At 72.6% G+C, this 25,839-nt stretch carries 22 protein-coding genes; 7 read left to right on the forward strand and 15 right to left on the reverse strand.

The window, feature by feature from the left end:
- Positions 1-26 precede the first annotated feature (26 nt).
- Positions 27-863, reverse strand: a complete 837-nt coding sequence (gene prcB, locus ACERM0_RS00825; protein WP_373676591.1) for a proteasome subunit beta — start codon at positions 861-863, stop codon at positions 27-29.
- A gap of 190 nt (positions 864-1,053) precedes the next feature.
- Here prcB and ACERM0_RS00830 point away from each other — a divergent pair, with 190 nt between their 5' ends.
- The gene (locus ACERM0_RS00830; RefSeq protein WP_373676592.1) at positions 1,054-2,655 is read left to right on the forward strand and encodes an ATP-binding protein; all 1,602 of its coding nucleotides are present in this window, start codon (positions 1,054-1,056) and stop codon (positions 2,653-2,655) included.
- A gap of 64 nt (positions 2,656-2,719) precedes the next feature.
- Here the strand turns inward: ACERM0_RS00830 and ACERM0_RS00835 are convergent, their stop codons facing one another.
- The 9 genes from ACERM0_RS00835 to ACERM0_RS00875 form a co-directional block, all read right to left on the reverse strand.
- The gene (locus ACERM0_RS00835; RefSeq protein WP_373676593.1) at positions 2,720-2,920 is read right to left on the reverse strand and encodes a ubiquitin-like protein Pup; all 201 of its coding nucleotides are present in this window, start codon (positions 2,918-2,920) and stop codon (positions 2,720-2,722) included.
- 49 nt (positions 2,921-2,969) lie between these two features.
- Positions 2,970-4,457 carry a depupylase/deamidase Dop gene (gene dop, locus ACERM0_RS00840; RefSeq protein WP_373676594.1) on the reverse strand — a complete coding sequence of 496 codons (1,488 nt, stop codon included), beginning with the start codon at positions 4,455-4,457 and terminating at the stop codon, positions 2,970-2,972.
- A gap of 53 nt (positions 4,458-4,510) precedes the next feature.
- Positions 4,511-6,298 carry a proteasome ATPase gene (arc, locus tag ACERM0_RS00845; RefSeq protein WP_373676946.1) on the reverse strand — a complete coding sequence of 596 codons (1,788 nt, stop codon included), beginning with the start codon at positions 6,296-6,298 and terminating at the stop codon, positions 4,511-4,513.
- A gap of 202 nt (positions 6,299-6,500) precedes the next feature.
- The gene (locus ACERM0_RS00850) at positions 6,501-7,475 is read right to left on the reverse strand and encodes a tRNA (adenine-N1)-methyltransferase (protein WP_373676595.1); all 975 of its coding nucleotides are present in this window, start codon (positions 7,473-7,475) and stop codon (positions 6,501-6,503) included.
- Between the two features lie 7 nt (positions 7,476-7,482).
- The gene (locus ACERM0_RS00855) at positions 7,483-8,727 is read right to left on the reverse strand and encodes an ATP-binding protein (protein WP_373676596.1); all 1,245 of its coding nucleotides are present in this window, start codon (positions 8,725-8,727) and stop codon (positions 7,483-7,485) included.
- Positions 8,728-8,851: 124 nt separating this feature from the next.
- Positions 8,852-11,407, reverse strand: coding sequence for a glycoside hydrolase family 65 protein (locus tag ACERM0_RS00860; RefSeq protein WP_373676597.1), 2,556 nt, complete (start codon positions 11,405-11,407; stop codon positions 8,852-8,854).
- A gap of 155 nt (positions 11,408-11,562) precedes the next feature.
- Positions 11,563-12,147 (reverse strand): ribosome biogenesis GTP-binding protein YihA/YsxC, encoded by a 585-nt coding sequence (gene yihA / locus ACERM0_RS00865; protein WP_373676598.1) that lies wholly within the window; start codon positions 12,145-12,147, stop codon positions 11,563-11,565.
- Between the two features lie 20 nt (positions 12,148-12,167).
- Positions 12,168-12,488 (reverse strand): ArsR/SmtB family transcription factor, encoded by a 321-nt coding sequence (locus tag ACERM0_RS00870; protein WP_373676599.1) that lies wholly within the window; start codon positions 12,486-12,488, stop codon positions 12,168-12,170.
- Positions 12,485-12,895, reverse strand: a complete 411-nt coding sequence (locus ACERM0_RS00875) for a hypothetical protein (RefSeq protein WP_373676600.1) — start codon at positions 12,893-12,895, stop codon at positions 12,485-12,487. The genes ACERM0_RS00870 and ACERM0_RS00875 overlap by 4 nt, the downstream gene beginning before the upstream one ends.
- A 138-nt stretch (positions 12,896-13,033) precedes the next feature.
- Here ACERM0_RS00875 and ACERM0_RS00880 point away from each other — a divergent pair, with 138 nt between their 5' ends.
- Positions 13,034-13,693, forward strand: coding sequence for a ClpP family protease (locus ACERM0_RS00880; protein WP_373676601.1), 660 nt, complete (start codon positions 13,034-13,036; stop codon positions 13,691-13,693).
- 319 nt (positions 13,694-14,012) lie between these two features.
- Here the strand turns inward: ACERM0_RS00880 and msrA are convergent, their stop codons facing one another.
- The 3 genes from msrA to ACERM0_RS00895 all read right to left on the reverse strand — a co-directional run bounded on the left by msrA (position 14,013) and on the right by ACERM0_RS00895 (position 19,345).
- Positions 14,013-14,654, reverse strand: a complete 642-nt coding sequence (gene msrA / locus ACERM0_RS00885; protein ID WP_373676602.1) for a peptide-methionine (S)-S-oxide reductase MsrA — start codon at positions 14,652-14,654, stop codon at positions 14,013-14,015.
- Positions 14,655-14,765: 111 nt separating this feature from the next.
- Positions 14,766-16,451 (reverse strand): DEAD/DEAH box helicase, encoded by a 1,686-nt coding sequence (locus ACERM0_RS00890; protein WP_373676603.1) that lies wholly within the window; start codon positions 16,449-16,451, stop codon positions 14,766-14,768.
- A gap of 80 nt (positions 16,452-16,531) precedes the next feature.
- Positions 16,532-19,345 carry an aconitate hydratase gene (locus ACERM0_RS00895; RefSeq protein ID WP_373676604.1) on the reverse strand — a complete coding sequence of 938 codons (2,814 nt, stop codon included), beginning with the start codon at positions 19,343-19,345 and terminating at the stop codon, positions 16,532-16,534.
- A 338-nt stretch (positions 19,346-19,683) separates the two neighbouring features.
- Between ACERM0_RS00895 and ACERM0_RS00900 the strand changes: the two genes are divergently transcribed.
- From ACERM0_RS00900 to ACERM0_RS00920, 5 genes are all read left to right on the forward strand, one after another.
- Entirely contained in the window at positions 19,684-21,057 is a 1,374-nt protein-coding gene (locus ACERM0_RS00900) for a M15 family metallopeptidase (protein WP_373676605.1), read from the forward strand.
- Between the two features lie 226 nt (positions 21,058-21,283).
- The gene (locus ACERM0_RS00905) at positions 21,284-21,889 is read left to right on the forward strand and encodes a 2,3-diphosphoglycerate-dependent phosphoglycerate mutase (protein ID WP_373676606.1); all 606 of its coding nucleotides are present in this window, start codon (positions 21,284-21,286) and stop codon (positions 21,887-21,889) included.
- An 88-nt stretch (positions 21,890-21,977) separates the two neighbouring features.
- A complete protein-coding gene (locus tag ACERM0_RS00910; RefSeq protein ID WP_373676607.1) occupies positions 21,978-22,775 on the forward strand; it encodes a chlorite dismutase family protein in 798 nt (265 codons plus the stop codon).
- Positions 22,772-24,208: a class I adenylate-forming enzyme family protein gene (locus tag ACERM0_RS00915; RefSeq protein ID WP_373676608.1), complete on the forward strand. Its 1,437-nt coding sequence runs from the start codon at positions 22,772-22,774 to the stop codon at positions 24,206-24,208. The genes ACERM0_RS00910 and ACERM0_RS00915 overlap by 4 nt, the downstream gene beginning before the upstream one ends.
- A complete protein-coding gene (locus ACERM0_RS00920; RefSeq protein ID WP_373676609.1) occupies positions 24,205-24,771 on the forward strand; it encodes an NUDIX hydrolase in 567 nt (188 codons plus the stop codon). Before ACERM0_RS00915 ends, ACERM0_RS00920 begins: the two co-directional genes overlap by 4 nt.
- A 114-nt stretch (positions 24,772-24,885) precedes the next feature.
- On the opposite strand, the gene ACERM0_RS00925 is transcribed toward ACERM0_RS00920, so the two are convergent.
- Positions 24,886-25,134 (reverse strand): hypothetical protein, encoded by a 249-nt coding sequence (locus ACERM0_RS00925; protein WP_373676610.1) that lies wholly within the window; start codon positions 25,132-25,134, stop codon positions 24,886-24,888.
- A 40-nt stretch (positions 25,135-25,174) separates the two neighbouring features.
- Complete coding sequence (gene nucS, locus ACERM0_RS00930) at positions 25,175-25,834, reverse strand: endonuclease NucS (protein ID WP_373676611.1); 660 nt, start codon at positions 25,832-25,834, stop codon at positions 25,175-25,177.
- Positions 25,835-25,839: the final 5 nt, after the last annotated feature.

Consider the following 25,839-nt stretch of genomic DNA (forward strand, 5'->3'; position numbering starts at 1 on the left):
GCGGCGGCCTTCCTGCGGCGGGTGGGTCAGGCGGAGGGCTGGCGGTTGCGTCGACGCTCGACCGTCGCCTCCACGTGGGCGGCGACCTGCTCGTCGTCGAGCTCCCGGTACCCGGCGCCGTCGATCTCCGCCACGATCGGGTAGATGCGTCGGATCAGGTCCGGACCACCGGTCGCGCTGTCCTCCTCGGCCGCGTCGAACAGCGCCTCGACGGCGATCCCGGCCGCGGTGTCCAGGTCGGCCTCGGGCTCGACGAGCCGCTTCAGGGTCGCGCGCGCGGCGAGCGACCCGGAACCGGTGGCCGCGTAGGTCGTGGCCCGGTAGCGCCCGCCGACGGGGTCGTACTCGAAGATGCGCCCGGCGCCGCTGCGCGGGTCGAAGCCGGCGAACAGCGGCACGACGACCAGACCCTGCATCGCCAGTGGCAGGTGGGCGCGGACGAGTCCGGCCAGCTTGTTGGACTTGCCCTCCAGCGACAGCGGCTCGCCCTCGACCTTCTCGTAGTGCTCCAGCTCCGTCGCGAAGATGCGGGCCAGCTCCATCGCCGGGCCGGCCGCGCCGCTGATGCCCACCGCCGACCAGTCGTCGGCCGGGAAGATCTTGCGCATGTCGCCACGGGAGATGAGGTTGCCGGCCGTGGCACGCCGGTCACCGGCGATGACGACCCCGTGGGCGGACAGCACCGCGAGCACCGTGGTGCCCTCGACCAGCCGCTCGCGCAGCGACTCGTGCATCGGCGCGCCGCTCAGGACCGGCGGGACCGCGTCGGGCGCCTGGCGGCGCAACGTCTCGAAGAACGAGCTGCCTCGGGCGTCGAACGGCGAGGGCAGTCCCGCGAGCAACTCGTCGGCTCGGAAGGTCAACGGTGGATCCTCTCCTGGACCTGGCGCAGCGTAGGCCCCGCCACCCCGAAACGCCTCGGACCTGCGTCGGTCGCCGATCACCCGGCCTCGCCCGGGTCATACCGCTCACGAGGTGGCGGGCTCTATGCTCCGCCGGAGGTGCCGGTCGACTGACCGAACGGTGCACGACGGCGAGGCCGGGGGCTGACAGGTGGGTCCGCAGCGCGACGGGACGGCCGGGTTCGGCCCGCTCGGGCTCGACCGTCCGCGCGAGACCCTGCGGCAGGGCCTGCTGCTGGGCACGGCCGGTGCGGCGGCGCTCGCCTCGGTCGCGTTCTTCGCGGCCGCACCGGCTCTGCCCGGACTGGCGGAGGCCGTGCCCGCCATCTTCACCTTCGCCGTGGTGGCCGCGGTCGGCTCGGCCTGGCTGCTGCGCGTCCACGACGAGATGGACCCGGACCCGGCGCTTCGCTGGGCGGCGGCCGGCTACGCCGTCAGCGGCATGGCGATGCTGTTGGCCGTGATCTCGTTTCCCACCATCTCCCCCACCGGCGGGCCGCTGCGGTCGGGGCCGTCCCAGGCGGCGGCGCTGTACCTGACCTGGCACGGGGTCGTGGCCATCATGACGCTGCTGGGCACCTTCCGGACGGCGCCCCGCCGGGCGCTGCGGCGGGGCGCCGTCGTCGTCGCGCTCGCGCTGGTCGTGCTGGCGGCCGCGGACCTCTCGCTGCCCAGCCTCGTGCACCCGGACGGCGACTACACCGCGGCGTTCCGCGGCTTCCTCACCCTCACGGCCGCGCTGTCGGCCGTCGCCACGTGGCGCTGGGTCATCGTCGCGGGCCGGGCGCCGACCTGGCCACGCGCGTGGGTTGCGGTCAGCCTGCTGCTGCTCACCTGGGACCTGGTGCTCTACGGGTTCGCCGAGCGGCGCCTGTCCGTTGCCTGGTGGGCGAGCCTGTCCAGCCGCATCGCCGGCTTCGTGGTCCTCGCCCTCGGACTGCTCGTCGGCGTGCGGACCGTGTTCCGGTCGCTGAACGGCTACGCGGAGCGGCTCACCCGGCTGGCCGCCGAGCGTGACGCCGCGGCGCGTGACCTGGCCACCGCCAACCAGGAACTGCAGGCCTTCGCCCACGTCGTCGCACACGACCTGCGCTCGCCCCTGACCGGCGCCAGCGGCTACGTCGACCTCGCCCGCGCCGCCCCCGAGGAGCTGTCAGTTGACGTCGTCGACCTGCTCGAGCGCGCCAGCGTCCAGCACCGTCGCATGAGCCGGCTGATCACGGACCTGCTCGAGTACGCCGAGGTGTCCCACGGCGACGTGCAGCGGGCACCGGTCGACCTGGCCGCCCTCGGCCACGAGGTCGTCCGTGAGCGCAGCGCCGAGTCGACCGTGACCGTCGACGGCCTGCCGAACGTGACCGGCGACCCGATGCGGCTGCGGCAGCTGCTCGACAACCTCATCGGCAACGCGCTCAAGTACGTCCCGCCGGGCGTCGACCCGCACGTGCGGGTCTGGGCGGAGACGACCGACGGTCAGGTGACCGTGCACGTCGACGACAACGGCATCGGGATCGACCCCGCCCGGGCCGAGGAGATCTTCCAGCCGTTCGTGCGGACCAACGACGCGCGGGCCGGCTATCCGGGCACCGGGATCGGTCTGGCGATCTGCCAGCGGGTGGTCGAGCAGCACGACGGCTCGATCCGGGCCGTGCCGCGGCCCAGCGGCGGCACGCGCTTCACCTTCACGCTGCCCGCGGGCGAGGGGCCGGCCCTCCGCACGCCACCGGTGCGCGCCCCGCAGGACGCCGGCTGAGGAACGGGAAGGACGCTCGGCCAGGGAGCCGGTCGCAACGTGTCCTGGGACCAACCCGTCGGGCCTACTGGCCGCCCTTCTGGACGTAGCCGCGGACGAACTCCTCGGCGTTCTCCTCCAGGACGTCGTCGATCTCGTCGAGGAGCTCGTCGACGTCGTCGAGGAGGTCCTTCGTGGCCTCGTCGGTCTCGGTCGCGGTGGCCTCGACCTCCTCGACCTCCTCCTGGGTGCTGCCGCCCTTGCGGACCTGCCCACCGTCGCTCATGACCGTCCTCCCGTGAGCGCGAACCGGCAGCGTACCGCCGCCCGCCTGCTCAGTTCGTCAGTGCCTCGAGCAGTTCGGCCGCGTCCGCCACCTGGTCGAGCAGGTCCCCGACGTGCTCGCGGGTCCCGCGACCGGGCTCCATCATCGGCACGCGCTGCAGTGCCTCGCGGCCCACGTCGAAGATCAGCGAGTCCCACCCGGCCGCGACGACCTGATCCGGGAACCGGCGCAGGCACTCGCCCCGGAACCAGGCCCGCGTGTCGGCTGGCGGCGTGGACGTCGCGGCGCGGACCTCGGCCTCGGACACCAGCCGCTCGACGCGGCCACGGGCGGCCAGGCGCTGGTACAGGCCCTTGTCCCGGCGCACGTCGTGGTACTGCAGGTCGACCATCTTGAGCCGGTCGTGGTCCCAGTCCAACCCGTGCCGGGTCCGGAACTGCTCGAGCAGTTCCAGCTTGGTGGCCCAGTCGACCTGGCCCGACAGCTTGCGCGGGTCCTGCTCGGCGGTGGTGAGCAGTGCCTCCCACCGGTCCAGGACGTCCTGCGCGGACGGGTCGGCGCGCCCCTGTTCCTTGACGTAGCGCGCCGCCGCCTCGAAGTAGTGCCACTGGATCTCCAGCGGGGTCACGCGCCGGCCGTCGTCGGTCGGCAGGGTGATCCGGCCGGTCAGGTCGTGGCTGATCGCGTGGAAGGCCTGCACCGGTCGGTGGATCGTCGGCGGATCGGGGAGCGCGTCGTCCTCGATGAGGTCGAGGACCAGCAGCATCGTGCCGACCTTCAGGAAGGTCGCGACCTCGCACAGGTTGGCGTCACCGTTGATCACGTGCAGCCGGCGGTAGCGCTCCGGGTCGGCGTGGGGCTCGTCGCGCGTGTTCATCAGCGGGCGCTTGAGGGTGGTCTCCAGCCCGACCTCGACCTCGAAGAAGTCGGCGCGCTGCGACAGCTGGAACGGCACGTCCTCGCCGCGGAACTCGGTGCCGAGCCGTCCGGAGCCGACGTACAGCAGCCGGCTGAGGAAGAACGGCTGCAATTGGCGGGTCAGCCGCCCGAACGGGACCTCGCGTGGCACGAGGTAGTTCTCGTGGGTGCCGTAGGCGGCGCCCTTGCCGTCGGTGTTGTTCTTGTGGACCAGGACCCGGTGCCCCTCGGGCAGGGTCAGCGCGGCCAGCCGGGCGGCGTCCTCGAGGATCCGCTCCCCCGCCTTGTCCCACACCACCAGGTCGCGGGCGTTGGAGCACTCCGGTGTCGCGTACTCGGGGTGGGCGTGGTCGACGTAGAAGCGCGCCCCGTTGGTCAGGACCGTGTTGGCCAGCCCGAGTTCGTCGTCCGTGACCGGCTCGTGCGGATCGGGGACCTCGTAGCCACGCGCGTCGCGCATGGGGTGCTCGTCGGTGTGGTCCCAGCGGACCTCGCGGTCGCCGGCACCGCGGTAGGCGCCGACCACCAGCGACGAGGCCAACACGGGGTTGACCTCGCGTGGACCGTCGACCGCGATGCCGTACTCGGTCTCCACGCCGACGAATTTCGGGGTCGCCACGGGCTCGCCATGCCTCTCGTCGTCGTATCCGGGGCGCTGCAGGCCGCTGCGACCTAGAGGTACTGCCCGGGGTTGAGGTTCTCGATCGCCCGGCCGGGAGCGGCGTCGCCGCCGCTGATGAGCGTGCGCACGTACACGATGCGCTCGCCCTTCTTGCCCGAGATCCGCGCCCAGTCGTCCGGGTTGGTGGTGTTGGGCAGGTCCTCGTTCTCGCGGAACTCGTCGCGGATCGCGCGCAACAGGTCGTCGGTCGACAACCCCTTGGGCCCGCTGTCGAGGACCCGCTTGATCGCGTACTTCTTCGCCCGTGCGACCACGTTCTCGATCATCGCCCCCGAGTTGAAGTCCTTGAAGTACAGGATCTCCTTCTCGCCGTTGGCGTAGGTGACCTCGAGGAACTCGTTGTCGCGGTCGGCGGCGTACATCTTGTCGACGGTGCGCGCGATCATCGCCTGGATGGCCCGCTCGCCGTCGCCGTGGGTGGCCAGCTCCTCGGGGTGCAGCGGCAGCCGCGGGTGCAGGTAGATCCCGAAGATCTCGCGGGCGGCGTCGGCGTCGGGCCGGTCGACCTTGATCTTCACGTCGAGGCGGCCGGGCCGCAGGATCGCGGGGTCGATCATGTCCTCGCGGTTGGACGCGCCGATGACCACGACGTCCTTGAGGCTCTCCACCCCGTCGATCTCCGCCAGCAGCTGGGGGACGATGGTGGTCTCCACGTCCGAGGACACCCCCGAACCGCGTGTGCGGAACAGCGACTCCATCTCGTCGAAGAACACGATGACCGGGAAGCCCTCGGCCGACTTCTCCCGCGCGCGCTGGAAGATCAGCCGGATCTGCCGCTCGGTCTCGCCGACGTACTTGTTGAGCAGCTCGGGGCCCTTGACGTTGAGGAAGTAGCTCCGGACGTCGTCGCGGCCGGTCTTCTCCGCCACCCGCTGGGCCAGCGAGTTGGCGACCGCCTTGGCGATCATCGTCTTGCCGCAGCCGGGCGGGCCGTACAGCAGGATGCCCTTGGGCGCCCGCAACTCGTGCTCGACGAACAGCTCGGCGTGCAGGTAGGGCAGCTCGACGGCGTCGCGGATGGCCTCGACCTGCTCCTTGAGGCCGCCGATCTGCTCGTAGGAGATGTCGGGGACCTGCTCGAGGACGAGCTGCTCGACCTCGGCCTTGGGGACGCGCTCGACCGCGGTGTTGGAGCGGGTGTCGACCAGCAGCGAGTCGCCGGCCTTCAGCGGCAGCTCCTGCAGCGGCTCGGCCAGGTGGATGACCCGCTCGTCGTCGGTGTGGCCGAGCACGACCGCGCGCCCGTCGCCGAGCAGCTCGGCGATGATCATCAGCTCGCCGCGGTTCTCGAACTCGCCGACGGCGACGACGTTCATGGACTCGTTGAGCAGGACCTCCTGGCCCGCTCGCAGCGCGTCCACCTCGATCTCCGGGCCGACGCCGACCTCGAGCTTGCGGCCCGACACCATGACGGTGACCGTGCCGGTCTCCGCGTCGGCGCCCAGGAAGGTCGCGTAGGACTGCGGCGGGGCGGCCAGCCGCTCGACCTCCTCGCGCATCTGGGCGAGCTGGTCGCGCGCGGCGCGCAGGGTCTCCGTCAGCTTGTCGTTCTGGGCCAGCGCGGCCTGCAGCTTGCCCTTGGTCTCCAGTAGGCGTTCCTCGAGCACGCGGATCCGCGCGGGCGCCGACTCCAGCCGACGCCGCAGCAGGTCGACCTCCTCGCGGAGGAACTTCAGCTCCGCGGCCAGCTCGTCCGGGTCCTGGTGCTCACCCGGGCGGACGGGGTGCGGTTCGCGGGCACGGCCCGGGCCGCGGGGGTCGTCGGAGGGGCCGTGCAGGGGGCGGTCCGGACGCTGGTTCACGTGGCCTCCTACCGCTTCGGGGAACCCTCTGGGCGAGGCCCCGGGCGGGTGCACCGAGGCGCTCCCACCCCGACGGCCTCTGAGCCGGCGAGTGTAGGGCACATCATGACGGCTTCGGCCCGGGCCCTCCCGGAACCGTCAGCAAATGGTGTGGTCCACGGGCGCAGCCCGCTCGGGGTCAATCCGCGTCGGTGTCGGCCCCGTCGTCGGCCGGCCCGGCGCCGGCCGGCCCGTCCTCGGCGGCAGCGTCCGACCACACCAGGCCCGGTCCGAGATCGGCCTTGCGTCGCGGCGGCGGGGGGCCACCTTCCGCCCGCGCCGGAACGCGGCGCGCCGTGGTCAGGAACGCGGTGTGGGCGACCATGCGGTGCGCCGGGCGCACCGCCAGCCCGTCGACGTCCCAGGGGCGCACCAGCGTCTCCGTGGTCCGCACGTCGGTGAAGCGGCCGTCGGCCCACAGCGCCTCGGTGAACCGCATCACCTGCGGCACGGTCGGGGTGTAGGCGAGCACGATCGCCCCGGTCGGGAGCGCCTCGGCGGCGCCGGGCACCAGCAGCCACGGCTCGAGCAGGTCCAGCACCAGCCGGTGCGGACGCACGCCGAGGTCGGCGAGACCGTCGACGAGGTCGGCGTCCACCAGCGCCCAGTTGTCCGGGACGCCACCGAGGAAGCGCGCGACGTTGCGGCGGGCATGGACCGCGTGGTCCTCGCGGCGCTCGAACGAGACGACCCGCCCCTCGCTGCCGACCGCGGCCAGCAGTGCCAGCGTGAGCGCGCCGGAGCCGGCGCCGGCCTCCACGACCGTGCAACCGGGCCGGATGTCGGCGGCAGCGACGATCGCGGCCTGGTCCTTGGGGTAGACCACCTGCGCCCCGCGCTTCATCTTGAGCACGTAGTCCTCGCGCGTCGGGCGCAGGGCCACCACCTCCATGTTGCGGTTGGTGCGCACGGCGGTGCCCTCGGCACGGCCGATGAGCTGATCGTGGGCGACCAGGCCGGCGTGGCTGTGCCACTCGGCACCGGCCGCGAGCTCGACGAGGTAGCGCCGCCCGCGGCGGTCGATCAGCACCACCAGTTCGCCGGCGGCCAGCACGGTGTCGGTGCCGGGCAGCACGGGAGCGGCGGACAGGGAGGTGGTGTCGGTGTCGGTCATGCGGGCGTCATCCGGAGCTCTGGTCGGTGCCGGCGGCGGCTGCCGCGGCGGCGGTCGGGGCCGTACCGGCGGCAGGCGCGCGGGCGGCGGTCGGAGCGGCGCCGGCGCCGGCCAGCACGGGCAGCGCGGTCAGGATCCGCTCGCGCTGGCGGCAGAAGGCGCAGGTCTCGCCGCTGGTCGGCATTCCACACCGGTCACAGGCGCCGATCGGCGTGCCGTCGTCGCGCGCCTCCTCGGCGAAGCGGTCGTGGCGGTCGAGGAAGCCGAACAGGAACTGGGCCTTGGCGCCCGGCGCGGTGCGCTCCAGGGCGTTGAGCATCTCCTTGTGCTCCTGGCCGGTGTTGCCGTCGACCAGCGGGCACTCCTCGACGACGTAGTCGATGCCGCGCACGACGCAGTAGGCGGCCATCTCGCGCTCGGAGAGGCGGTACAGCGGCTTGCACTTGCGGACCTGGTTCGTGCCGCTGGCGGGCAGCACCGGGCGCTGGCGGGCCAGGAAGTCGTCGTGCCAGCGCAGCAGGTTGCCCAGCAGGGTCGCGGCCTCGTCGTCGAGGTTGTGGCCGGTCACCACCGCGTCGTAGCCGTGGTCGACCGCGACCTTGTTGAAGACGTAGCGCTTGCTCAGGCCGCAGACACCGCAGGCCGATCGGGTGGTCGACGAGGCGCCCGACGGCGTCGTGTACCCGTAGGCCTCGCCCAGGTCCACGACGTGCAGGCGCGCGCCCCGGGCGGCGGCGAAGTCCTCGCAGATCCGCTGGCTGCGCCGGGAGTAGCCGCCGATGCCCAGGCCGATGTACAGCCCGTCGACCCGGTAGCCGAGCTCCAGGAGGATGTCCCACAGCGCGAGCGAGTCCTTGCCGCCGGACACCGCGACCAGCAACCGGTCGGCGTAGGAGAACATCCGCTCGCGGGCGCGGCTGGCCTGCGGATGGTCGATCGCCTTGCGGACCTGGTTCTGGACGTGGTCGACGAAGTGGGCCGGGCACCAGGCGGCACGGTGGCGCGGTTCCTCGATGACCGCGGCGCCGCGGCACACCGCACAGCGTGGCCCGCCGGCACCGCCCGAGATCACGGGACGGATCTCCACCTCGGCGTCGGCGTGGAGCTCGTGGTCGGCCGTGACCAGCCCGGCGTCGTGGATGACGAGCACCGTGGTCGGGTTGAGATCGAGGCGGTCGAGCAGCTCACCGACGGTGAGCGGCCCCTCGACCTGCTCGACGCGGTCGGGATTGCGCAGGCTGACGCGCACCACGGATGGGACCTCCTGTCCTGCTGGTCGACACCGGAGCAGATGGCTCGGGCGTCTGCACGGTCCGGTGGCGGACCGCGGCCGGCCAGCGTAGCGACCGGCGGCCGGGCAACCGGGCGGGGCGGCCTCAGCCGTCGCCGGTCGCCGCGGCGTCGGCCGGGACGTCGGTGGCCGGCTGCGTGTCGGCCGGGACGTCGGTCGCCTCGTCGGGCAGCGGGGTCCCGCGCGGGCCGGTGTCCAGGCCGTCCTCCTCGGCCTCGGTCACGTGCACGACCGGGCCCTCCGGTTCCTCGCCGATGCCCGGGGCCTCGGCGTCCTCGGCCTCGGCGTCGCCCGGCGAGTCGATGGTGAGGGTGCGGCCCGGCTGCAGTTCGTAGTCCTTGCCGCGGACCTCGATCGTCAGCGGGTCGCCCTCGCTGAGCGTGAAGTCCATGCCCTCGTGGGTGAGCTCGACCTCGATGCGGCGGTCGTGGAAGCGCAACGGGAACGCGAGCCGGCTCCACGGTGCCGGCAGCCGCGGGTCGAAGCGCAGGTGACCGTCGTGGTCGCGCAACCCGCCGAAGCCGTACACCAGCGCCATCCACACGCCCCCGGTCGAGGCGATGTGCACGCCGTCCACGACGTTGCCGGCGACATCGGCCAGGTCCATCAGCAGGGCGTACTGGAAGTACTCGAGCGCCTTCTCCTCGTAGCCGATCTCCGCGGCCAGGATCGATTGGACGCAGGCGGACAGCGACGAATCACCGGTGGTGAGCGGGTCGTAGTAGTCGAAGTTGCGCCGCTTCTGCTCCGGCGAGAACTGGTCGGCGAGCAGCACCATCGCCAGCACCACGTCCGCCTGCTTGATCACCTGGTGGCGGTAGATCACCAGCGGGTGGTAGTGCAACAGCAGCGGGTAGCGGTCGATCGGCGTGCCCGCGAAGTCCCAGCGCTCCTTCTCCAGGAAGTTGGCGTCCTGGGGGTGGATGCCGCGGTCCTCGTCATAGGGCACGAACATGGCGTCGGCCGCACGCTGCCAGGCGAGCACCTCCTCGTCCTGCAGGCCGGTCTCGTGGACGAGGTGGCGGTAGGCGGCCGGGGCCTCCTCGCGCATCCACAGCACCACCTCGGCGGCGTAGCGCAGGTTCTGGCGCGCCATCAGGTTGGTGAACGCGTTGTCGTTCACCACGGTGGTGTACTCGTCGGGCCCGGTCACCCCGTGCAGGTGGAACGCGTCGTCCTCGGGACTGAAGAATCCGAGGCCGGTCCACAGCCGGGCCGTCTCCACGAGGATCTCCGCGCCGACCTCGCAGAGCAGCTCCTTGTCGTCGCGCACGTCGACGTAGCGCTTGATCGCATGCGCGATGTCGGCGTCGATGTGGTACTGGGCGGTGCCGGCCTGGTAGTAGGCCGACGCCTCCTCGCCGTTGACCGTCCGCCAGGGGAAGAGCGCGCCCGGTTCCGACAGCTCCGCGGCGCGTTCGCGGGCCAGCGGCAGCATCGTGTGCCGGAACCGCAGCAGGTTGCGGGTGATGCGCGGCTCGGTGTAGGTCAGGAACGGCGTGACGTAGATCTCCGTGTCCCAGAAGTAGTGGCCCTCGTAGGCCTGCCCGGTCAGCCCCTTGGCCGGGATCCCGGACGTCTCCGCACGCGCGGAGGCCTGGCACAGCTGGAAGATGTTCCAGCGGATGGCCTGCTGGACGCGCCGCGGACCTTCCACCTGCACGTCGGCGCGGTGCCAGAAGTCGTCGAGGTAGCGCCGCTGCGCCTGCGCGAGCACGTCGAACCCGCTGCGCACGGCCCGGTCCAGCGTCCGCCGCGAGCGGTCCACCAGCTCGCGCGGCGGCACCGACCGCGAGCTGTGGTAGGTGAAGAACTTGACCACGCGGAACGGCACGCCGGCCTTCGCGTCGATCGTGAACACGACCTTGGACAGGTCCTCGGACCACGTCGCCGCGGCGTCCCACGGGTTGTCGGTCTCCACCACGTGGTCGACGCCGACGCCGAGGGTCATCCGCGAGTTGGTGGTCCGGTAGCCGGTGACCAGCCGCAGGTTCTCGGCGTGGTGGTCACGGGCGTTCAGGACCCGGTGGCGGAACGCCTTGGCGCGCCGCGGGTCGCCGCCGTTGGTACGGGGTTCGTCGACCGCCTCGGCGTCCTGCCGGTTCAGCAGCTGCGAGGAGATGACCACCGGCGCATCCGTGTCGACCTCGACCTCGTAGCAGATGGCGCCGAGGTGGCGCTGGTCGAGCGACACCAGCCGGGTCGAGCGCAGACGGACCTGCTTGCCCGCCGGGGTGGACCAGTGCAGGTCGCGGCGCAGCACGCCGTCGCGGAAGTCGAGTTCGCGGTGGTACTCGGGCAGCCGGGCCGTGGGCAGGTACAGCGGTTCGTCGTCGACGTAGAGCTTGAGCAGCGACGCGTCGGGCGCGTTGATGATGGTCTGGCCGGTACGCGCGAAGCCGTAGGCCTCCTCGGCGTGCTCGATGTTCCACGTCTCGTGGAAGCCGTTGACGAAGGTGCCCGTCTCTATCCCCGGGCGGCCCTCCTCGAAGGTGCCGCGGATCCCGAGGTAGCCGTTGGACAGGGCGAAGACGGTCTCCGCGTTGCCCATCCAACGCCGGGAGAAGCCGATCTCGGCAAGCCGCCACTCGTCCGCCGGGAACAGGTGCTCCGGCGGCAGGCGCAGTTCGCGGGGGATCAAAGGAACTCGGACTCCGGGAAAAGGGGTGCTGGGAAGCAAGGGGTGCCAGGGACCGCGACGCTACTCCCCTGCACGTCCCCGTGGTGACACGTACGGGCGCCGTGCGCCGGCGTTCGTCGAGTGCGCGCGCGGGCATGGTGAGCGGCCACCCGACGTCACCTGCCCGTCAGGGTGTCACGGACCAGCGTGCGGAGCCGATCGATGCCGACGCCCTTCTCGGCACTGACCCATACCACCTCGGCCGGTGCCACCTCGCAGCCGCTGGCCAGGTCGCGCCTGCGGCGCTCACGCTTGGACGAGCGCACCTTGTCGTGCTTGGTCGCCACGATCCGGAACGCGACCTCGTTGGCCCGCAACCAGGCGAGCATCTCCTTGTCCAGGCCGGTGGGGCCGACCTCGCCGTCGACGAGGAGCAGCGTGAGCGCGAGCGGCTCGCGTTCGACGAGGTAGCGCTGCATCCGGCGCTGCCACGCCGTGCGTTCGGTGGCCGAGACCTTGGCGTAGCCGTAGCCCGGCAGGTCCACGATCGTGCCGCCGTCGGTCTCGAAGAGGTTCAGCAGCCGGGTCTTGCCGGGCTTGCCGGACACCTTGGCGAGGTCCTTGCGATGGGCCAGCGCGTTCAGCAGCGACGACTTGCCGACGTTGGACCGGCCGACGACGGCGATCTCGGCCGGGCTCGCGGGCAGCTCGGCCACACCGGGTGCGGACATGACGAAGCGCAGGGGCAGCGGCGTGTTCATGGCGCGCAGTGTTGCAGGCGTCAGGCGTCGCGCTCGGCTTGCGCCTTCAGGGCCGCCAGACGACGGTCCCACCGGTCACCGACGTCCTCGATCCACGCGGTGGCCAGTCGCAGCGGCTCGCCCTGCAGGCGGTAGCGCGATTCACGACCGTGGCGCTGGGCCGTCACCACCTCGGCGTCCTCGAGCACACGCAGATGCTTGGTGACGGCCTGCCGGGTGATCGGTAGCTCGTCGGCGAGCTCCGTGGCCGTCAGCATGCGGCCCTCCGCCAGGCGGGTCACGATCGTGCGGCGGGTGTCGTCGGCGAGGGCGCCGAGGACGCGGCCGACCGATGCCGTCATGCCGCCCGCGCGAGGATCTGGTGCACCGGAGCGCCGTCCTCGCCGCGCAGCTCGTGGGCCTCGACCAGGCGCAGCCGCGCCTCCGGTGTGGCCGGTGGGCGCCCAGGACGGCCGTCCGTGTCCTCGAGGGCGGGCGCGTCGTCGAGGGCGGGGGCGTCGTCGACGGTGGGCGGCGCCTGGACCTCCTCGGTGACGGTGACGCGGCTGCCCCCGTCCTCGGGCGTCACGGCGATGTGCACCCGCCACCGGTCGTCGCCCTCGTCCCGGACGTAGCGAAGGCCGTCGGGGGTGGGGGTCACGTCGACGTCCTCGCCGAGCCAGGCACGGCGACGCTCCGGATCGACGAGGTTGCGACGGACCACGTCCGGCGTGGCCTCGATGCGGATGTCGCGGGTGATCGCTCTCATCGTCGTCGCCCTCCCGGCGCCTCGGCCCGGCCATCGGATCGCGCAACCGATCGGTTGCGAATCCTGCATGCTGCCCGTAGCTTACGCAACCGGAGGGTTGCACGCCGCGCCTCCGCCGCCCGGAAGGAGTCCGCCGCCATGTCCAGCACCGACGTGCCGCCCCGTGCGCCCGAGCCGGGCGCACCCGAACCGGACGCACCCGAACCGCCGCGACCGCCCGCCGTCACCGACCCGATCGGTGCGATGGCCCGGCTCTCGCCCTACGAGCGCCTCTTCGAGCAGCGGGTGGTGTTCCTGCGCGGCGCCCTCGAGGAGACCACGGCCGACGACCTGGTCGCCCAGCTGCTCGCCCTCGACCACGACAGCGACCAGCCGATCACGCTGCTCATCGACTCGCCGGGCGGCAACACCTTCGGGATGTTCGCGCTGCACGACGTCATGGCCTCGCTGCGCTCGCCCGTCCACACGCGTTGTGTCGGCCTCGCGGCGTCCGCGGGCGCCTTCCTGCTCGCGACCGGCACCGGCATCCGCTCGGCCACGGCCAACGCGAGCATCATGTTCCACCAGCCCTGGGGCGGCACCGGCCGGCGCACCGCGATCGACATCGCCAAGCAGGCGGCCCAGTTCGCCGACACCCGCCGCCGGATGCAGGCCATCCTGGCCGAGCGCACGGGGCAGGACTACGAACGCATCCGCCGCGACCTCGATCGCGATCACTGGCTGACGGCCGACGAGGCCCTGGCCTACGGCGCGATCGACGAGGTGATCGGTACGGCGCCCCGCGTGCCGGCCACCTAGCCACGGTGGTGCGGGCATCGTCGCACCCGCGACGAACCCCTCGAACTTTCGCGACGCCAGGTCTTCCCCTTCGCCGCACCGTGGCGTAAGCTGCTGTTCAGTCGGTCGTCCGTGTCCCCCCGTCGCGGACGACCGACTCATGTCCGGGGAGTCTGACGAACCGTTCGCACCGTGGCGGCGGCCGCCCATGTCCGGTGGAGATGGACCACCGGACGGTGGCATGGTCGGTCATGCGACCTTAAGGTCTGCTGAGCGCGCGGAAACGCGGGGGGATGCCGAAGCTCCGTCCTCGGACGGGGCTTCGGCGCGTCTGCGGGCGTCAGTCGCCGTACGCGACCTGACAGAAGCCGTGGTTGCAGTAGCCACCCGGGTTCTTGGCCAGGTACTGCTGGTGCTCCGGCTCGGCGTGGTACCAGTCTCCCAGGGGCGCGATCTCGGTCGTGATCTCGCCGTAGCCGTTCTCCGCCAACTTCGCGGCGTAGCGCGCACGTGAGGCCTCGGCCACCTTCCGTTGCTCGTCGGAGGTGACGTAGATCGCCGAGCGGTACTGCGTCCCGACGTCGTTGCCCTGCCGCATCCCCTGGGTTGGATCGTGGTTCTCCCAGAACGGGCCGAGCAGACCGTCGAAGTCGATCACGGTCGGGTCGTACACCACGACCACGACCTCCGCGTGCCCGGTCCGGCCGGAGCAGACCTCACGGTAGGTCGGGTGCGGCGTGTGACCGCCGGCATAGGCGGCCGCGGTGGTGTAGACGCCGGGCAACTGCCAGAAGATCCGCTCGGCGCCCCAGAAGCAGCCCATCCCGAAGACCGCTACCTCGTGCCCCTCGGGCCAGGGCGGCGTGATGGCCCGCCCGTGCACGTGATGGGCGTCGGGGATCGGGAACGGAGAGGTGTCACGCCCGGGCAGGGCGTCTTCGGGACGGACCATCTCGATCTTGGTGCGGTCGCCGAACCACATGACAGCAGGTCCTTCGTCGAAGGCCTCGTCGACGCGAGGCGGGGTGGGCGTCAACGCATGGGTACCGCGTCCGTGTTCCCACCGCACGTCGTCGGCCGGCGGCCGGCGGCCTCAGCCCTCGTGACGGTCACGGCGCACCGTGGCCCGCCGGCCCTTCACGGTCGTGTCGCGCAACGCGGCGACGACCTGGTCCACCTGTCCGGCGGGTACCTCGACGAGCGAGAAGTTCTGGGTGATCTGGATCGCGCCGATGTCCCGGCCGCGCACGCCGGCCTCGTTCGCGATCGCACCGACCAGGTCCTTGGGGCGGATGCCCGCGCCGCGACCGAGCCCGATGAAGACGCGTGCCGTGTCGCCGCCGGCCTGGCCGCGGGGCGGGCGACGGCCACCGGTCCGACCGGCCCGGCCGCCGCGGTCACGGTCGTCAGGGGCCAGCGACATCTGCGGCAGCTCCTCTTCCTCCTCGACGTCCCCGCCGATGGCGTCGTGGGCGAGCTTGACCGCCGCCAGGGCGACCTCGACGAGGTCGAACTCGTCGGACAGCGTGTCCACCACCACCCGGAACTGCTCGAGGTCGTCGCCCAACAGTTCCTCGCGCAGCGCGGCGCGGGTCAGCTCGAAGCGACGGGCCCGCAGGTCGGCGACGGTCGGGATCCGCGCCACCTCCATCTTCTGGCCGGTGTGACGCTCGATCGCCTTGAGCAGCCGATGCTGGCGCGGCTCGACCAGCGTGATGGCCACGCCCTCGCGCCCGGCGCGCCCGACCCGGCCGATGCGGTGGGTGTAGGCCTCCGGGGCGGAGGGCACGTCGTAGTTGACGACGTGGGTGAGGTGCTCGATGTCCAGGCCGCGGGCGGCCACGTCCGTGGCGACGAGCAGGTCGGCGGTCTCGTTGCGCAGCCGGTCCATGACGCGGTCGCGCTGCTCCTGGCTCATGCCGCCGTGCAACGCCTCGGCGCGGTAGCCGCGCCCGTTCATGGTCTCGGTGAGCTCGTCGACCTCGTTGCGGGTGCCGCAGAAGACGATGGTGGAGCCGGGTGCCTCGACGTCGAGGATGCGCCCGAGGGCGGCCGGCTTGTGCGGCCGTGCGACGACGTAGGCGGTCTGGCGGATGCGCGGACCCTCGGCGCTGCCGGGGACCGCGGCCTCGCGGCCGATGCTGATCCGCACCGGGTCGGTCAGGTGCGCGCGGGCCAGCTTCTCGATGTGTCGGGGCATCGTGGCGGAGAACAGCACCGTCTGGCGGGTGGCCGGTGCCTCCTCCAGGATCGCCTCCAGGTCCTCCTGGAAGCCCATGTCGAGCATCTCGTCGGCCTCGTCGAGCACGACCACCTCGACGTCGTCCAGGACGAGGGTGCCGCGCCCGAGGTGGTCGAGCGCCCGGCCCGGCGTGGCGACCACCACGTCGACGCCCCGCCCGAGTTCCTTGAGCTGGCGCCCGATCGGCTGGCCGCCGTAGATGGGCAGCACGCGCGCGCCCAGGGTCCGGCCGTAGCGGTGGATCGCCTGCGAGACCTGCATCGCCAGCTCGCGGGTCGGCACCAGGACCAGCGCCGACGGCTGCCGGCCGCGGTCCCCGGGCGCGAGCCGCTGCAGCAACGGCAGCGCGAAGGCCGCCGTCTTGCCGGTCCCGGTCGCGGCCTGGCCCAGCACGTCCCGGCCCTCGACCAGGTGCGGGATGGCCTCGCACTGGATCGGCGTCGGCTCCTCGTAGCCGAGGCTGGCCAGCTCGGCCAGCAGCTCCTGGCGCAGGGGCAGCTCGTCGAAGCTCGGCGTCGTCGTCTCGTCGACGGACATGGACTTCAGGCCTTCGTGTGTCGTCGGACGGGCGACGGGGGCCCCGACGTGCCGGGACCCCCGTGGATGGTGACGTGCGGTCAGCGATCCCGCAGCGACCGCAGGACGAACTGCAGGATGCCGCCGTGGCGGTAGTAGGTCGCCTCACCGGGGGTGTCGATGCGCAGGCGTGCGTCGAACGACACCTCGCTGCCGTCCTCGCGCCGGGCCGTCACCGCGACGGTGGCGGGGATCTGGCCGTCGTTGAGCGCGGTGACGCCGCCGATGTCGAACGTCTCCTCGCCGGTCAGGCCCAGCGAGTCGGCGTCCTCCCCCTCGGGGAACTGCAGCGGCAACACACCCATGCCGATCAGGTTCGACCGGTGGATGCGCTCGAACGACGTGGCGATCACGGCCTTCACGCCCAGCAGCAAGGTGCCCTTGGCGGCCCAGTCACGCGACGAGCCGGAGCCGTACTCCTTGCCCGCCAGCACGACCAGCGGCACGTTGTGCTGCTGGTAGTGCTCCGAGGCCTCGAAGATGGTCGCGACCTCGCCGCCCTCGGTGAAGTCGCGGGTGAAGCCGCCCTCGGTGCCCGGCGCGAGCTGGTTGCGCAGGCGGATGTTGCCGAACGTGCCGCGGATCATGACCTCGTGGTTGCCGCGGCGCGAGCCGTAGCTGTTGAAGTCGCGCCGCTCGACGCCGTGCCCGGTGAGGTACTGCCCCGCCGGGCTGTCGGCCTTGATCGCACCGGCCGGCGAGATGTGGTCGGTCGTCACCGAGTCGCCGAGCTTGGCCAGCACCCGCGCGCCGGCGATGTCCTCCACCGGCTCGGGCTGGGCCGCCATGCCGTCGAAGAACGTGGGCTTGCGGATGTAGGTCGACGCCTCGTCCCAGTCGAAGGTGTCGCCCTCGGGTGTCGGCAGCGACTTCCAGCGCTCGTCGCCCTCGAAGACCGACGCGTACTCCTTGGTGAACGTCTCCGACTGCAGCGCCCGGCCGATGGTCTCCTGGATCTCCTTCGGGGAGGGCCAGATGTCGGACAGGAAGACCGGCTCGCCGTCGGACCCGGTACCCAGGGGCTCGGAGGTGAGGTCGACGTCCATCGACCCCGCCAGCGCGTAGGCGACCACCAGCGGCGGCGAGGCGAGGTAGTTCATCTTGACGTCGGGGTTGATCCGGCCCTCGAAGTTGCGGTTGCCGGACAGCACGGAGACGACGGCGAGGTCGTGCTCCTGCACGGCCTGCGACACCTCGGGGATCAGCGGCCCGGAATTGCCGATGCAGGTCGTGCAGCCGTAGCCGACGAGGTTGAAGCCCAGCTTGTCGAGGTACGGCGTCAGCCCCGCACGGTCGTAGTAGTCCATGACGACCTTGGAGCCGGGCGCGAGGGTGGTCTTCACCCACGGCTTGCGCTCGAGCCCGCGGTCGACGGCGTTCTTGGCCAGCAGCGCCGCGCCGATCATGACGCTGGGGTTGGAGGTGTTGGTGCAGGAGGTGATGGCCGCGATCGTCACCGCACCGTGGTCGAGCGTGAAGGACGTGCCGTCCTCCAGCGTCACCTCGACCGGGTTGGCGGCGCGCTCGTCCCCGTTGGCGGCGTAGTGCTTGGGCGCCGGCGCGCCGTCGTGGTTGGTCGCCGGGGCGCCCGGCGTCGGGTCGGAGGCCGGGAAGGTCTCCGCCACCGCCTCGTCGTGGCCGGCGTACTCCACCTCGTCGCCGGCGTAGTCCTGCAGCGCGACCCGGAAGGAACGCTTGGCGTCGGACAGGTCGACGCGGTCCTGCGGGCGCTTCGGCCCCGCCAGCGACGGCACCACGGTCGACAGGTCGAGCTCGAGGTGCTCGGAGTAGTCGGGCTCGGCGTCGGGGTCGTGCCACAGGCCCTGCGTCCTGGCGTAGGCCTCGACCAGCGCGATCTGGTGGTCGCTGCGGCCGGTGAAGCGCAGGTAGCTCAGCGTCTCCTCGTCGACCGGGAAGATCGCCGCGGTCGAGCCGTACTCCGGCGACATGTTGCCGATGGTGGCCCGGTTGGCCAGCGGCACCGCCGTGACGCCGGGGCCGTAGAACTCGACGAACTTGCCGACCACGCCGTGCTCGCGGAGCATCTCCGTGATGGTCAGCACCAGGTCGGTCGCCGTCGCCCCGTCGGGCAGCTCGCCGGACAGCTTGAAGCCGACCACCCGTGGGATCAGCATGGAGACCGGCTGGCCCAGCATCGCCGCCTCGGCCTCGATGCCGCCGACGCCCCAGCCGAGCACGCCGAGGCCGTTGACCATCGTGGTGTGCGAGTCGGTCCCGACCAGCGTGTCGGGATAGGCCTGCAGGGTCCCGTCGGGCAGCTCGTTCGGGAACACGACCCGGGCGAGGTGCTCGATGTTGACCTGGTGGACGATGCCGGTGCCGGGCGGGACCACCTTCAGGCCGTCGAACGCGCCCTGGCCCCAGCGCAGGAAGGCGTAGCGCTCCTGGTTGCGCTGGTAGTCGAGGTCGATGTTGATCCGCAGTGCGTCGGACGTGCCGAAGGTGTCGGCGACGACGGAGTGGTCGATGACCAGCTCGGCCGGGACGAGCGGGTTGATCTTGGACGGGTCGCCGCCCAGGTCGGCCATGGCCTCGCGCATCGCGGCGAGGTCGACGACGGCCGGCACGCCGGTGAAGTCCTGCAGGATGACCCGCGCGGGCGAGAACTGGATCTCCGTGCTGGGTTCGGCGGTGGCGTCCCAGGCGGCCAGGGCCCGCACGTCGTCGGCGGTGATGTCGGTGCCGTCCTCCGTGCGCAGCAGGTTCTCCAGCAACACCTTCAGGCTGTAGGGCAGCCGCTGCTGGCCCTCCACCGCGTCGAGGCGGTAGATCTCGTAGTCCGTGCCGTCGACCTCGAGGTGGCTCTTCGCGCCGAAGCTGTCGATGCTGCTCACATGGGCTCCTCGTGGTTGGTCGCTCCGAGGCGGGAGCGCGGTCTGGGGTGGCGGGCGAGCCGCACGCCGGGTCCGGGCTGCAGCGTGCTCGCGGAAGGGGCACCGGCCCCCGCCGAAACGCCGTCGCGCCGGGGAGGCGGGCCCTGGCGCGACCATACCCGAGTGCGTCAGCCGCCCGGTCGTACGGACGGGTGCGCGAGCGGTCCGGCGACCGCCGCGCGCAGCCGCGCCCGTACCGGAAGGTCGAGCCCGGTGCGCGAGCCCCTCCGGGCGCGTCACCGTGGGGTCGTTCGCTCGTTGGGGCCTGCGACGACGCGCCCTGCCAGCGAGGCATCCCGATGCTCCGTCCGTTCGCGTACCAGCCGCCGCACCGGGTCCGGGCGGCGGTCCTCGGTGTGGTCGCGCTCTCGCTGACCACCTGCGCCGCGGACACCGGCCCGCCGGTGACGGGGGCGGCAGCGACGGCTGCCGCGGCGGCCGGTGCCGTGACCTCGGGTGTCGCGTCGGCGGATGCCGCGGCGTCCTCGCCGGCAGACGCTTCGGTGGCCGCACCCGTACCGGCGGGCACGCCGGCGTCCATCCCGTCACTCGAGCGGCCGGCCGACGTGCGGGTGGTGCCGGAGGCTGGTCCGGCCGACGTCACGGACGTGCAGCCTCCCGCGCCCGAGACGCCTCCGGCTCCAGACCTCCCGGCGCAGGTGCCGCTCGTCGAGCCGACCGTCGTCCTCCGGGCGCCGGCGGGCACGGCGCTGGCGGACGACGCGCTGGACGTGGTCGGCGCCGCCGAGGCCGTGGGCACGGCCGTCACCAGCCTCGACGTCCAGGCGACCGGCCCGACCGGCGAGGAGGACGAACTGCACGCGCTGAGGGTCGACGTCGAGGCGTTCCGGCCCTTCACCCCGGACGTGACCGCCCACAGCGTCGGGGTCTGGGAGCGCCTGCTCGACGGCGACGTGGTCGTGCGGCACGACGTCGCCCAGCGCCTGGAGCTGGAGCTCGGCGGCACGGTCACGCTGCGGACGCCTCACGGCACGGTGCCCGCCCGGGTCGGCGCCCTCGCCGCCAACGGTGCGCCGCCGCTGGCCGACCTGCTGGTCTCGCCGGAGCTGGGCGAACTGCTCGGCGCCGACGCGGCCGACACGCTGATCGTCGGCGGCGGCGACGAGGACGTGCAGGCCCTGGCCGACCGGCTCGCGGACCAGCTCGGCGCGGAGGCCGAGCTGGTGCGACCGCCGGCGCCGCGGCAGGCCCCGGTCAAACGCAGCGGCAGCGTGACGCTGGAACCGTTCGCCTACACCTCGCGCGGCGACGGCACGATCGCCATCGACCCCGACTGGGTGGCGCGCAACATCGTGCCCGTGGAGATCCCCGGCATGGGCACCACCCGCTGTCACCGGGTCATGGTCCCGCAGCTGCAGGCGGCGCTGCGCGAGGTGGCCGAGGCGGGCTTGTACGGCCACTTCGATCCGGGCCAGTTCGCCGGCTGCTTCGTGCCGCGCCACATCCTGTGGAACCCCCAACGCGGGCTGTCGATGCACGCCTGGGGCCTGGCGATCGACTTCAACGCCCGCGACAACGCCTACGGGGCCACGCCGCAGATGGACCTGCGGATCGTGGAGATCTTCGAGAAGTGGGGCTTCGCCTGGGGCGGCTGGTGGAGCACCCCCGACGGCATGCACTTCGAGCTCGAGCGGATCATCGAGGTCGGCTGACGATCGGTAGCCCCCGCCCGTCCCGACGGTCCTGGACTGCAGACGGCGGGCCGGTGCCCGGATGGGTGCATCCGGACCTGCGGTCGGTGCGCGCCAGGATGCACGCATCGAGGCCGCGGGCGCCCGAGGACGGCCGGCCGCACGTCCGTCCGCGGGGGCTGAGCGGCCACGGGCGCCACTAGGCTGGCGGCACGACCGCTTCCCGCCCGGCACGCTCGGAGTCGTCATGCCGACCCTCGCCCTGGTCCGCCACGGCCAGTCGCTCTGGAACCTGGAGAACCGCTTCACCGGCTGGGTGGACGTGCCCCTCACCGAGCTCGGCCGGGCCGAGGCGCGCAAGGCCGGCGAGCGCCTGCGCGGCACCGCCTTCGACGTGGCCTACACCTCGCGCCTGACGCGGGCGGAGGAGACCCTGACCCTGATCCAGGAGACGGCCGGGCTGCAGCTACCCGTGATCCGGGACGAGGCCCTGAACGAGCGCCACTACGGCGACCTGCAGGGCCTGAACAAGGCCGACACGGCCGCGAAGTACGGCGACGAGCAGGTGCACATCTGGCGCCGCTCGTTCGCGACCCCGCCACCCAACGGCGAGGCACTGAAGGACACCGCCGCCCGCACCCTGCCGTTCTTCGAGCGCGCCATCCTGGGCGACATCCGCCAGGGCAAGGACGTGCTGGTGGTCGCGCACGGCAACTCCAACCGCGCCATCGTGATGCAGTTGGAGGACGTGCCGGAGGACGAGATCCCGGGCGTGGAGCTGGCCACCGGCGTGCCGCTGGTCTACGAACTGTCCGAGGACGGCGCCATGCTGGGCAAGACGATCCTCGAGTGACCCGGCGGGCCATCGGGCCGTCGCCGTGCAGCGCGCCGGTGGCCGCTCGGTAGCCTCGACCAGAACCCCGGCCAGGAGACCTGCCACCGTGCTGGAGCCCGTGCGACCCGGCGAGGGATGGGGCGTCCTCCACCTCTTCCTCCGCATCGACCACGCCGCCGTGCCGACGTTGCCGCCCGGTGCCGCCAAGGACTTCGCGGGCGTGCTCGAACGATGGGCCGAGCGGACCCAGCTGCACGTGTTCAGCGCGCTCGGGCACAAGGCCGACGTGATGCTGATGGCGGTCGACGCCGACCTGTCGCTGCTCCGCGCCCTGCAGACCGACGTGCAGGCGTCGCAGGCCGCGCCGGCTGTGAAGCTGACGTGGTCGTACCTGTCGCTGACCGAGGGCAGCGAGTACACCCAGACCCCCGAGGAGTACCGCGAGTACCTCGCCGGCGAGGGCGTCGAGGGTGACGACCTGCAGCGCCGGGTCGACCAGTTCGCCGAGCGGATGGCGAAGTACACCGACGACAAGCTCCACCCGCGCATGCCCGCGTGGGAGCTGGCCTGCTTCTACCCGATGTCGCACCGCCGTTGGGGCGAGGACAACTGGTACTCGCTGGACTTCCCCGAACGCCGCCGGCTCATGCACGACCACGGCCGGTCCGGGCGCGCCTACACCGGCCGGGTGCTGCAGCTGGTGTCGGGCAGCACGGGGCTGGACGAGTGGGAATGGGGCGTGACCCTGTTCGCGCACGACCTCGCCGACATCAAGGACATCGTCTACACGATGCGCTACGACGAGGCGTCGGCGCGGTACGCGGAGTTCGGGGACTTCGTCATCGGTATCCGCCGCTCCCCCGCCGACCTCGTCGCCGAGGTGGGGCTCGAGCGCACGACGTGAGCGCCGCCGGCGTGGCCGCCGGGGTCCCGCCCGCCGCGCTCGACCCGGCGCCGTTGCTCGCGCGTGGCGTGACGTTGATGCGCGAGCTCGGCCTGGGCGAGGGCGACCGCGTGGGCGTGCTGCTCGGCAACGACTCCCCCACGTTCGGGATCCTCGCCGCGGCCTGCCTCGAGGGGGTCGTGGCCGTGCCGCTCCCGCCCGACCTGGCAGCCGGCGAGGTCGCGGAGGTCCTGGACGACGCCGAACCGACCTGCGTGCTGACCTCCCCGGCGTGGGCGGCCGCACTGTCGGGCCGGCACGAGCGCGTCGAGGTGGTCGACGCGGCCCGTTTCGACGCCCTCGCCGGCACCGATCCGAGTTCGCCGTGGCCGCGCACGCGCCCGATGGCGTACACCTCGGGCACGACCGGCCGGCGCAAGGGTGTCCACGTCGGCGTGCACGACCCCGTCTGGGGCCGCGAGGTGATCGAGGACGAGCACGTCGCCTTCGACCGCCGGCACGGTGACGTGCACCTCGTGGTCTCACCGCTGTACCACTCCGGGCCGTTCCGGTTCGCGCTGGTCACGGCGCTGCTCGGTGGCCGCGTGGCGGTGCTGCCACGCTTCGACGCGCGGGCCTGGTCGGCCGCGATGCGTGCGGTCCGGCCCACCTCGCTGTTCTGCGTCCCCACGCACCTGCACCGGTTGCTCGCCGATAGCGACGACCCGCGCGAGGACCTCGCGTCCCTGCGGCTGCTGGCGCACGCCGGCGCCCCCTGCCCCGTGCCGCTCAAGGAGCGCGTCCTGGACGCGGCGCCCGCCGGGTCCGTGTGGGAGTTCTACGGCTCGACCGAGGGCCAGTTCACGACCTGTCCGCCGGACGTGTGGCAGGCCACACCCGGCACGGTCGGCCGCGCCCGCCCCGGACGGCACCTGACGGTCCGCGGCGCCGACGGTGGTCGGCTGCCCGCCGGGCAGGTCGGCACCGTCTGGGCCGAGGTGCCCGACCACGCGCGCTTCGCCTACTGGCGTGACCCCGCGCGGACCGCGGCGGCCTGGGACGGCGACGCCTTCACCGTCGGCGACCTCGGCCACCTCGACCCGCACGGCCGGCTGTTCCTCGCCGGGCGGCCCGGCGACCTGGTCATCACCGGGGGCGTCAACGTGTACCCGGCCGAGGTCGAGCGGCACCTGCTCGGCCTGCCCGGCGTCGCCGAGGCGGCCGTGTTCGGCCTCCCCGACGACGACTGGGGCGAGCGGCTGGTCGCTGTCGTGGTCCCCTGGCCGGGCGCCGACCTCGACGGCGAGGCGCTGCGCGGCGCGCTCGCCGACCGGCTGTCACGGGCCAAGGCGCCCAAGGACGTCCTGGTCGTGGACGAGTTGCCCCGCACCGCGACCGGCAAGATCCTGCGCGCCGGCACCGCATTGGCGGACCTGTGGGAGCACCGCACGTGACCGGCCGACCCCCGGGCGACCACCACCTCGCGGAGTTGCGCCGCCACCTCGCCACGCACCGTCCCCGCGACGTGCGCGAGGAACGGTCGCTGCGCCGGACGCTCGCGCTACTGGACTGGCTGGCCGACCCGCTGTCGGAGACGGCCGACTCCACGCACGTCACCGGCTCGGCGATCGTTCTTGACGCTGGTGGCCGGGTACTGCTCCACCGCCACAAGCGGCTGGGGATCTGGCTGCAGCCGGGCGGGCACGTGGACCCCGGCGAGTCGGTGGCGCAGGCCGCCGTCCGCGAGACCCGCGAGGAGACCGGCCTGGCGGCGCGGCATCCGGACGGCGGCCCGCTGGTCGCGCACGTCGACGTGCACCAGGGCCCGCGTGGGCACGTCCACCTCGACGTCCGCTACCTGCTGCACGCCGACGGCGACGCCGTGCTGGAACCCGAACCCGGCGAGTCGCCGCACGTCGGCTGGTTCGACCTCGACGCGGTGCGCCACGTCGGCGACGCGTCGCTGGTCTCCGCCGCGGAGGCGGCGCTGGGGATCACGATCGGCGCCGTCCGCTGAAGCCGCGTCAGGACGGCGGCAGCTCGATCGCCACCGGCGCCGACAGCCCGGCCGCGTCAGCCGAGCCCGGTTCGTGCGGAAAGCCGCGGACCTCGCGCCGGAAGGCGTGCAGCGTCAGCCGGCCGGCCTTCGCATCCAGGTCGCCGAGGAGCGGGTCAGCTCGGGCGCCGGGCCGAAGTCACCGGCGTGGATGCCGAAGACCTCCCCGTCCGACGCGAACGCGTAGCCGGCGACGTCGTACTGCCCCCGCAGCGTCACGACCAGCTCGTCCGCCTCGTGGCGCCAACCACCCTGGTCACCGTCCCACACGGCGGCCGGGTGGGGTCGCGGTCCGCGCCGCCCGTCCTCCTCGACCGTCAGCATCGGCGTGCCGCGGACCTCGACCTCGTTCCGGAAGTGGCGATCAGAACAGGCGGAGGTGGACCTCTTCCTCGCCGCGCAGGCGGGCGAGGTCGACCTCGACGCACGCGATGCCGCGGGACTCGGCCAGCACGCGCGCCTGCGGCTTGATGACCGTCGCCGCGAACACCCCGCGCACGGGCGTGAGCAGCGGGTCGCGCTGCATCCGCTCCAGGTAGCGGGTCAGCTGCTCGACCCCGTCGATCTCGCCGATTCGCTTGATCTCAACGGCGACCGCGCCGCCGTCGGCGTCCCGGCACAGCAGGTCGACCGGTCCGAGGTCGGTGCGGAACTCGCGCTGGACGCAGACCAGGTCCGGCTCGAGGTGGGACGGGTGGGCCGCCAGCAGTTCCTGCAGCTCGCGCTCGACGCCGTCCAGGGTGAGCCCGCGTTCCATGTCGAGCTCGTAGCTGACGTCCTCGAGGACGTGCTCCAGCTCGATCGTCAGCCGCTCGCCCTTCGGGTTGGTGACCACCCACCGGCCGGCTTCCTCGCGGAGGGTGTTGGGCGCGTTCATCCAGTTCAGCGGCTTGTAGGCCCCCACGTCGGCGTGCAGGGCGACGCAGCCGTCCGCCTTGACCATGATGAGCCGGACAGCGCTGGTGAGGGTCGACGACAGCCGACCCTCGTAGGTCGCGGAGCACCGCGCGACGAGCAGGCGCATGGCGC

Origin of the sequence: Egicoccus sp. AB-alg2 (genome assembly GCF_041821065.1) — a bacterium.
Classification (GTDB): Bacteria; Actinomycetota; Nitriliruptoria; order Nitriliruptorales; family Nitriliruptoraceae; genus Egicoccus.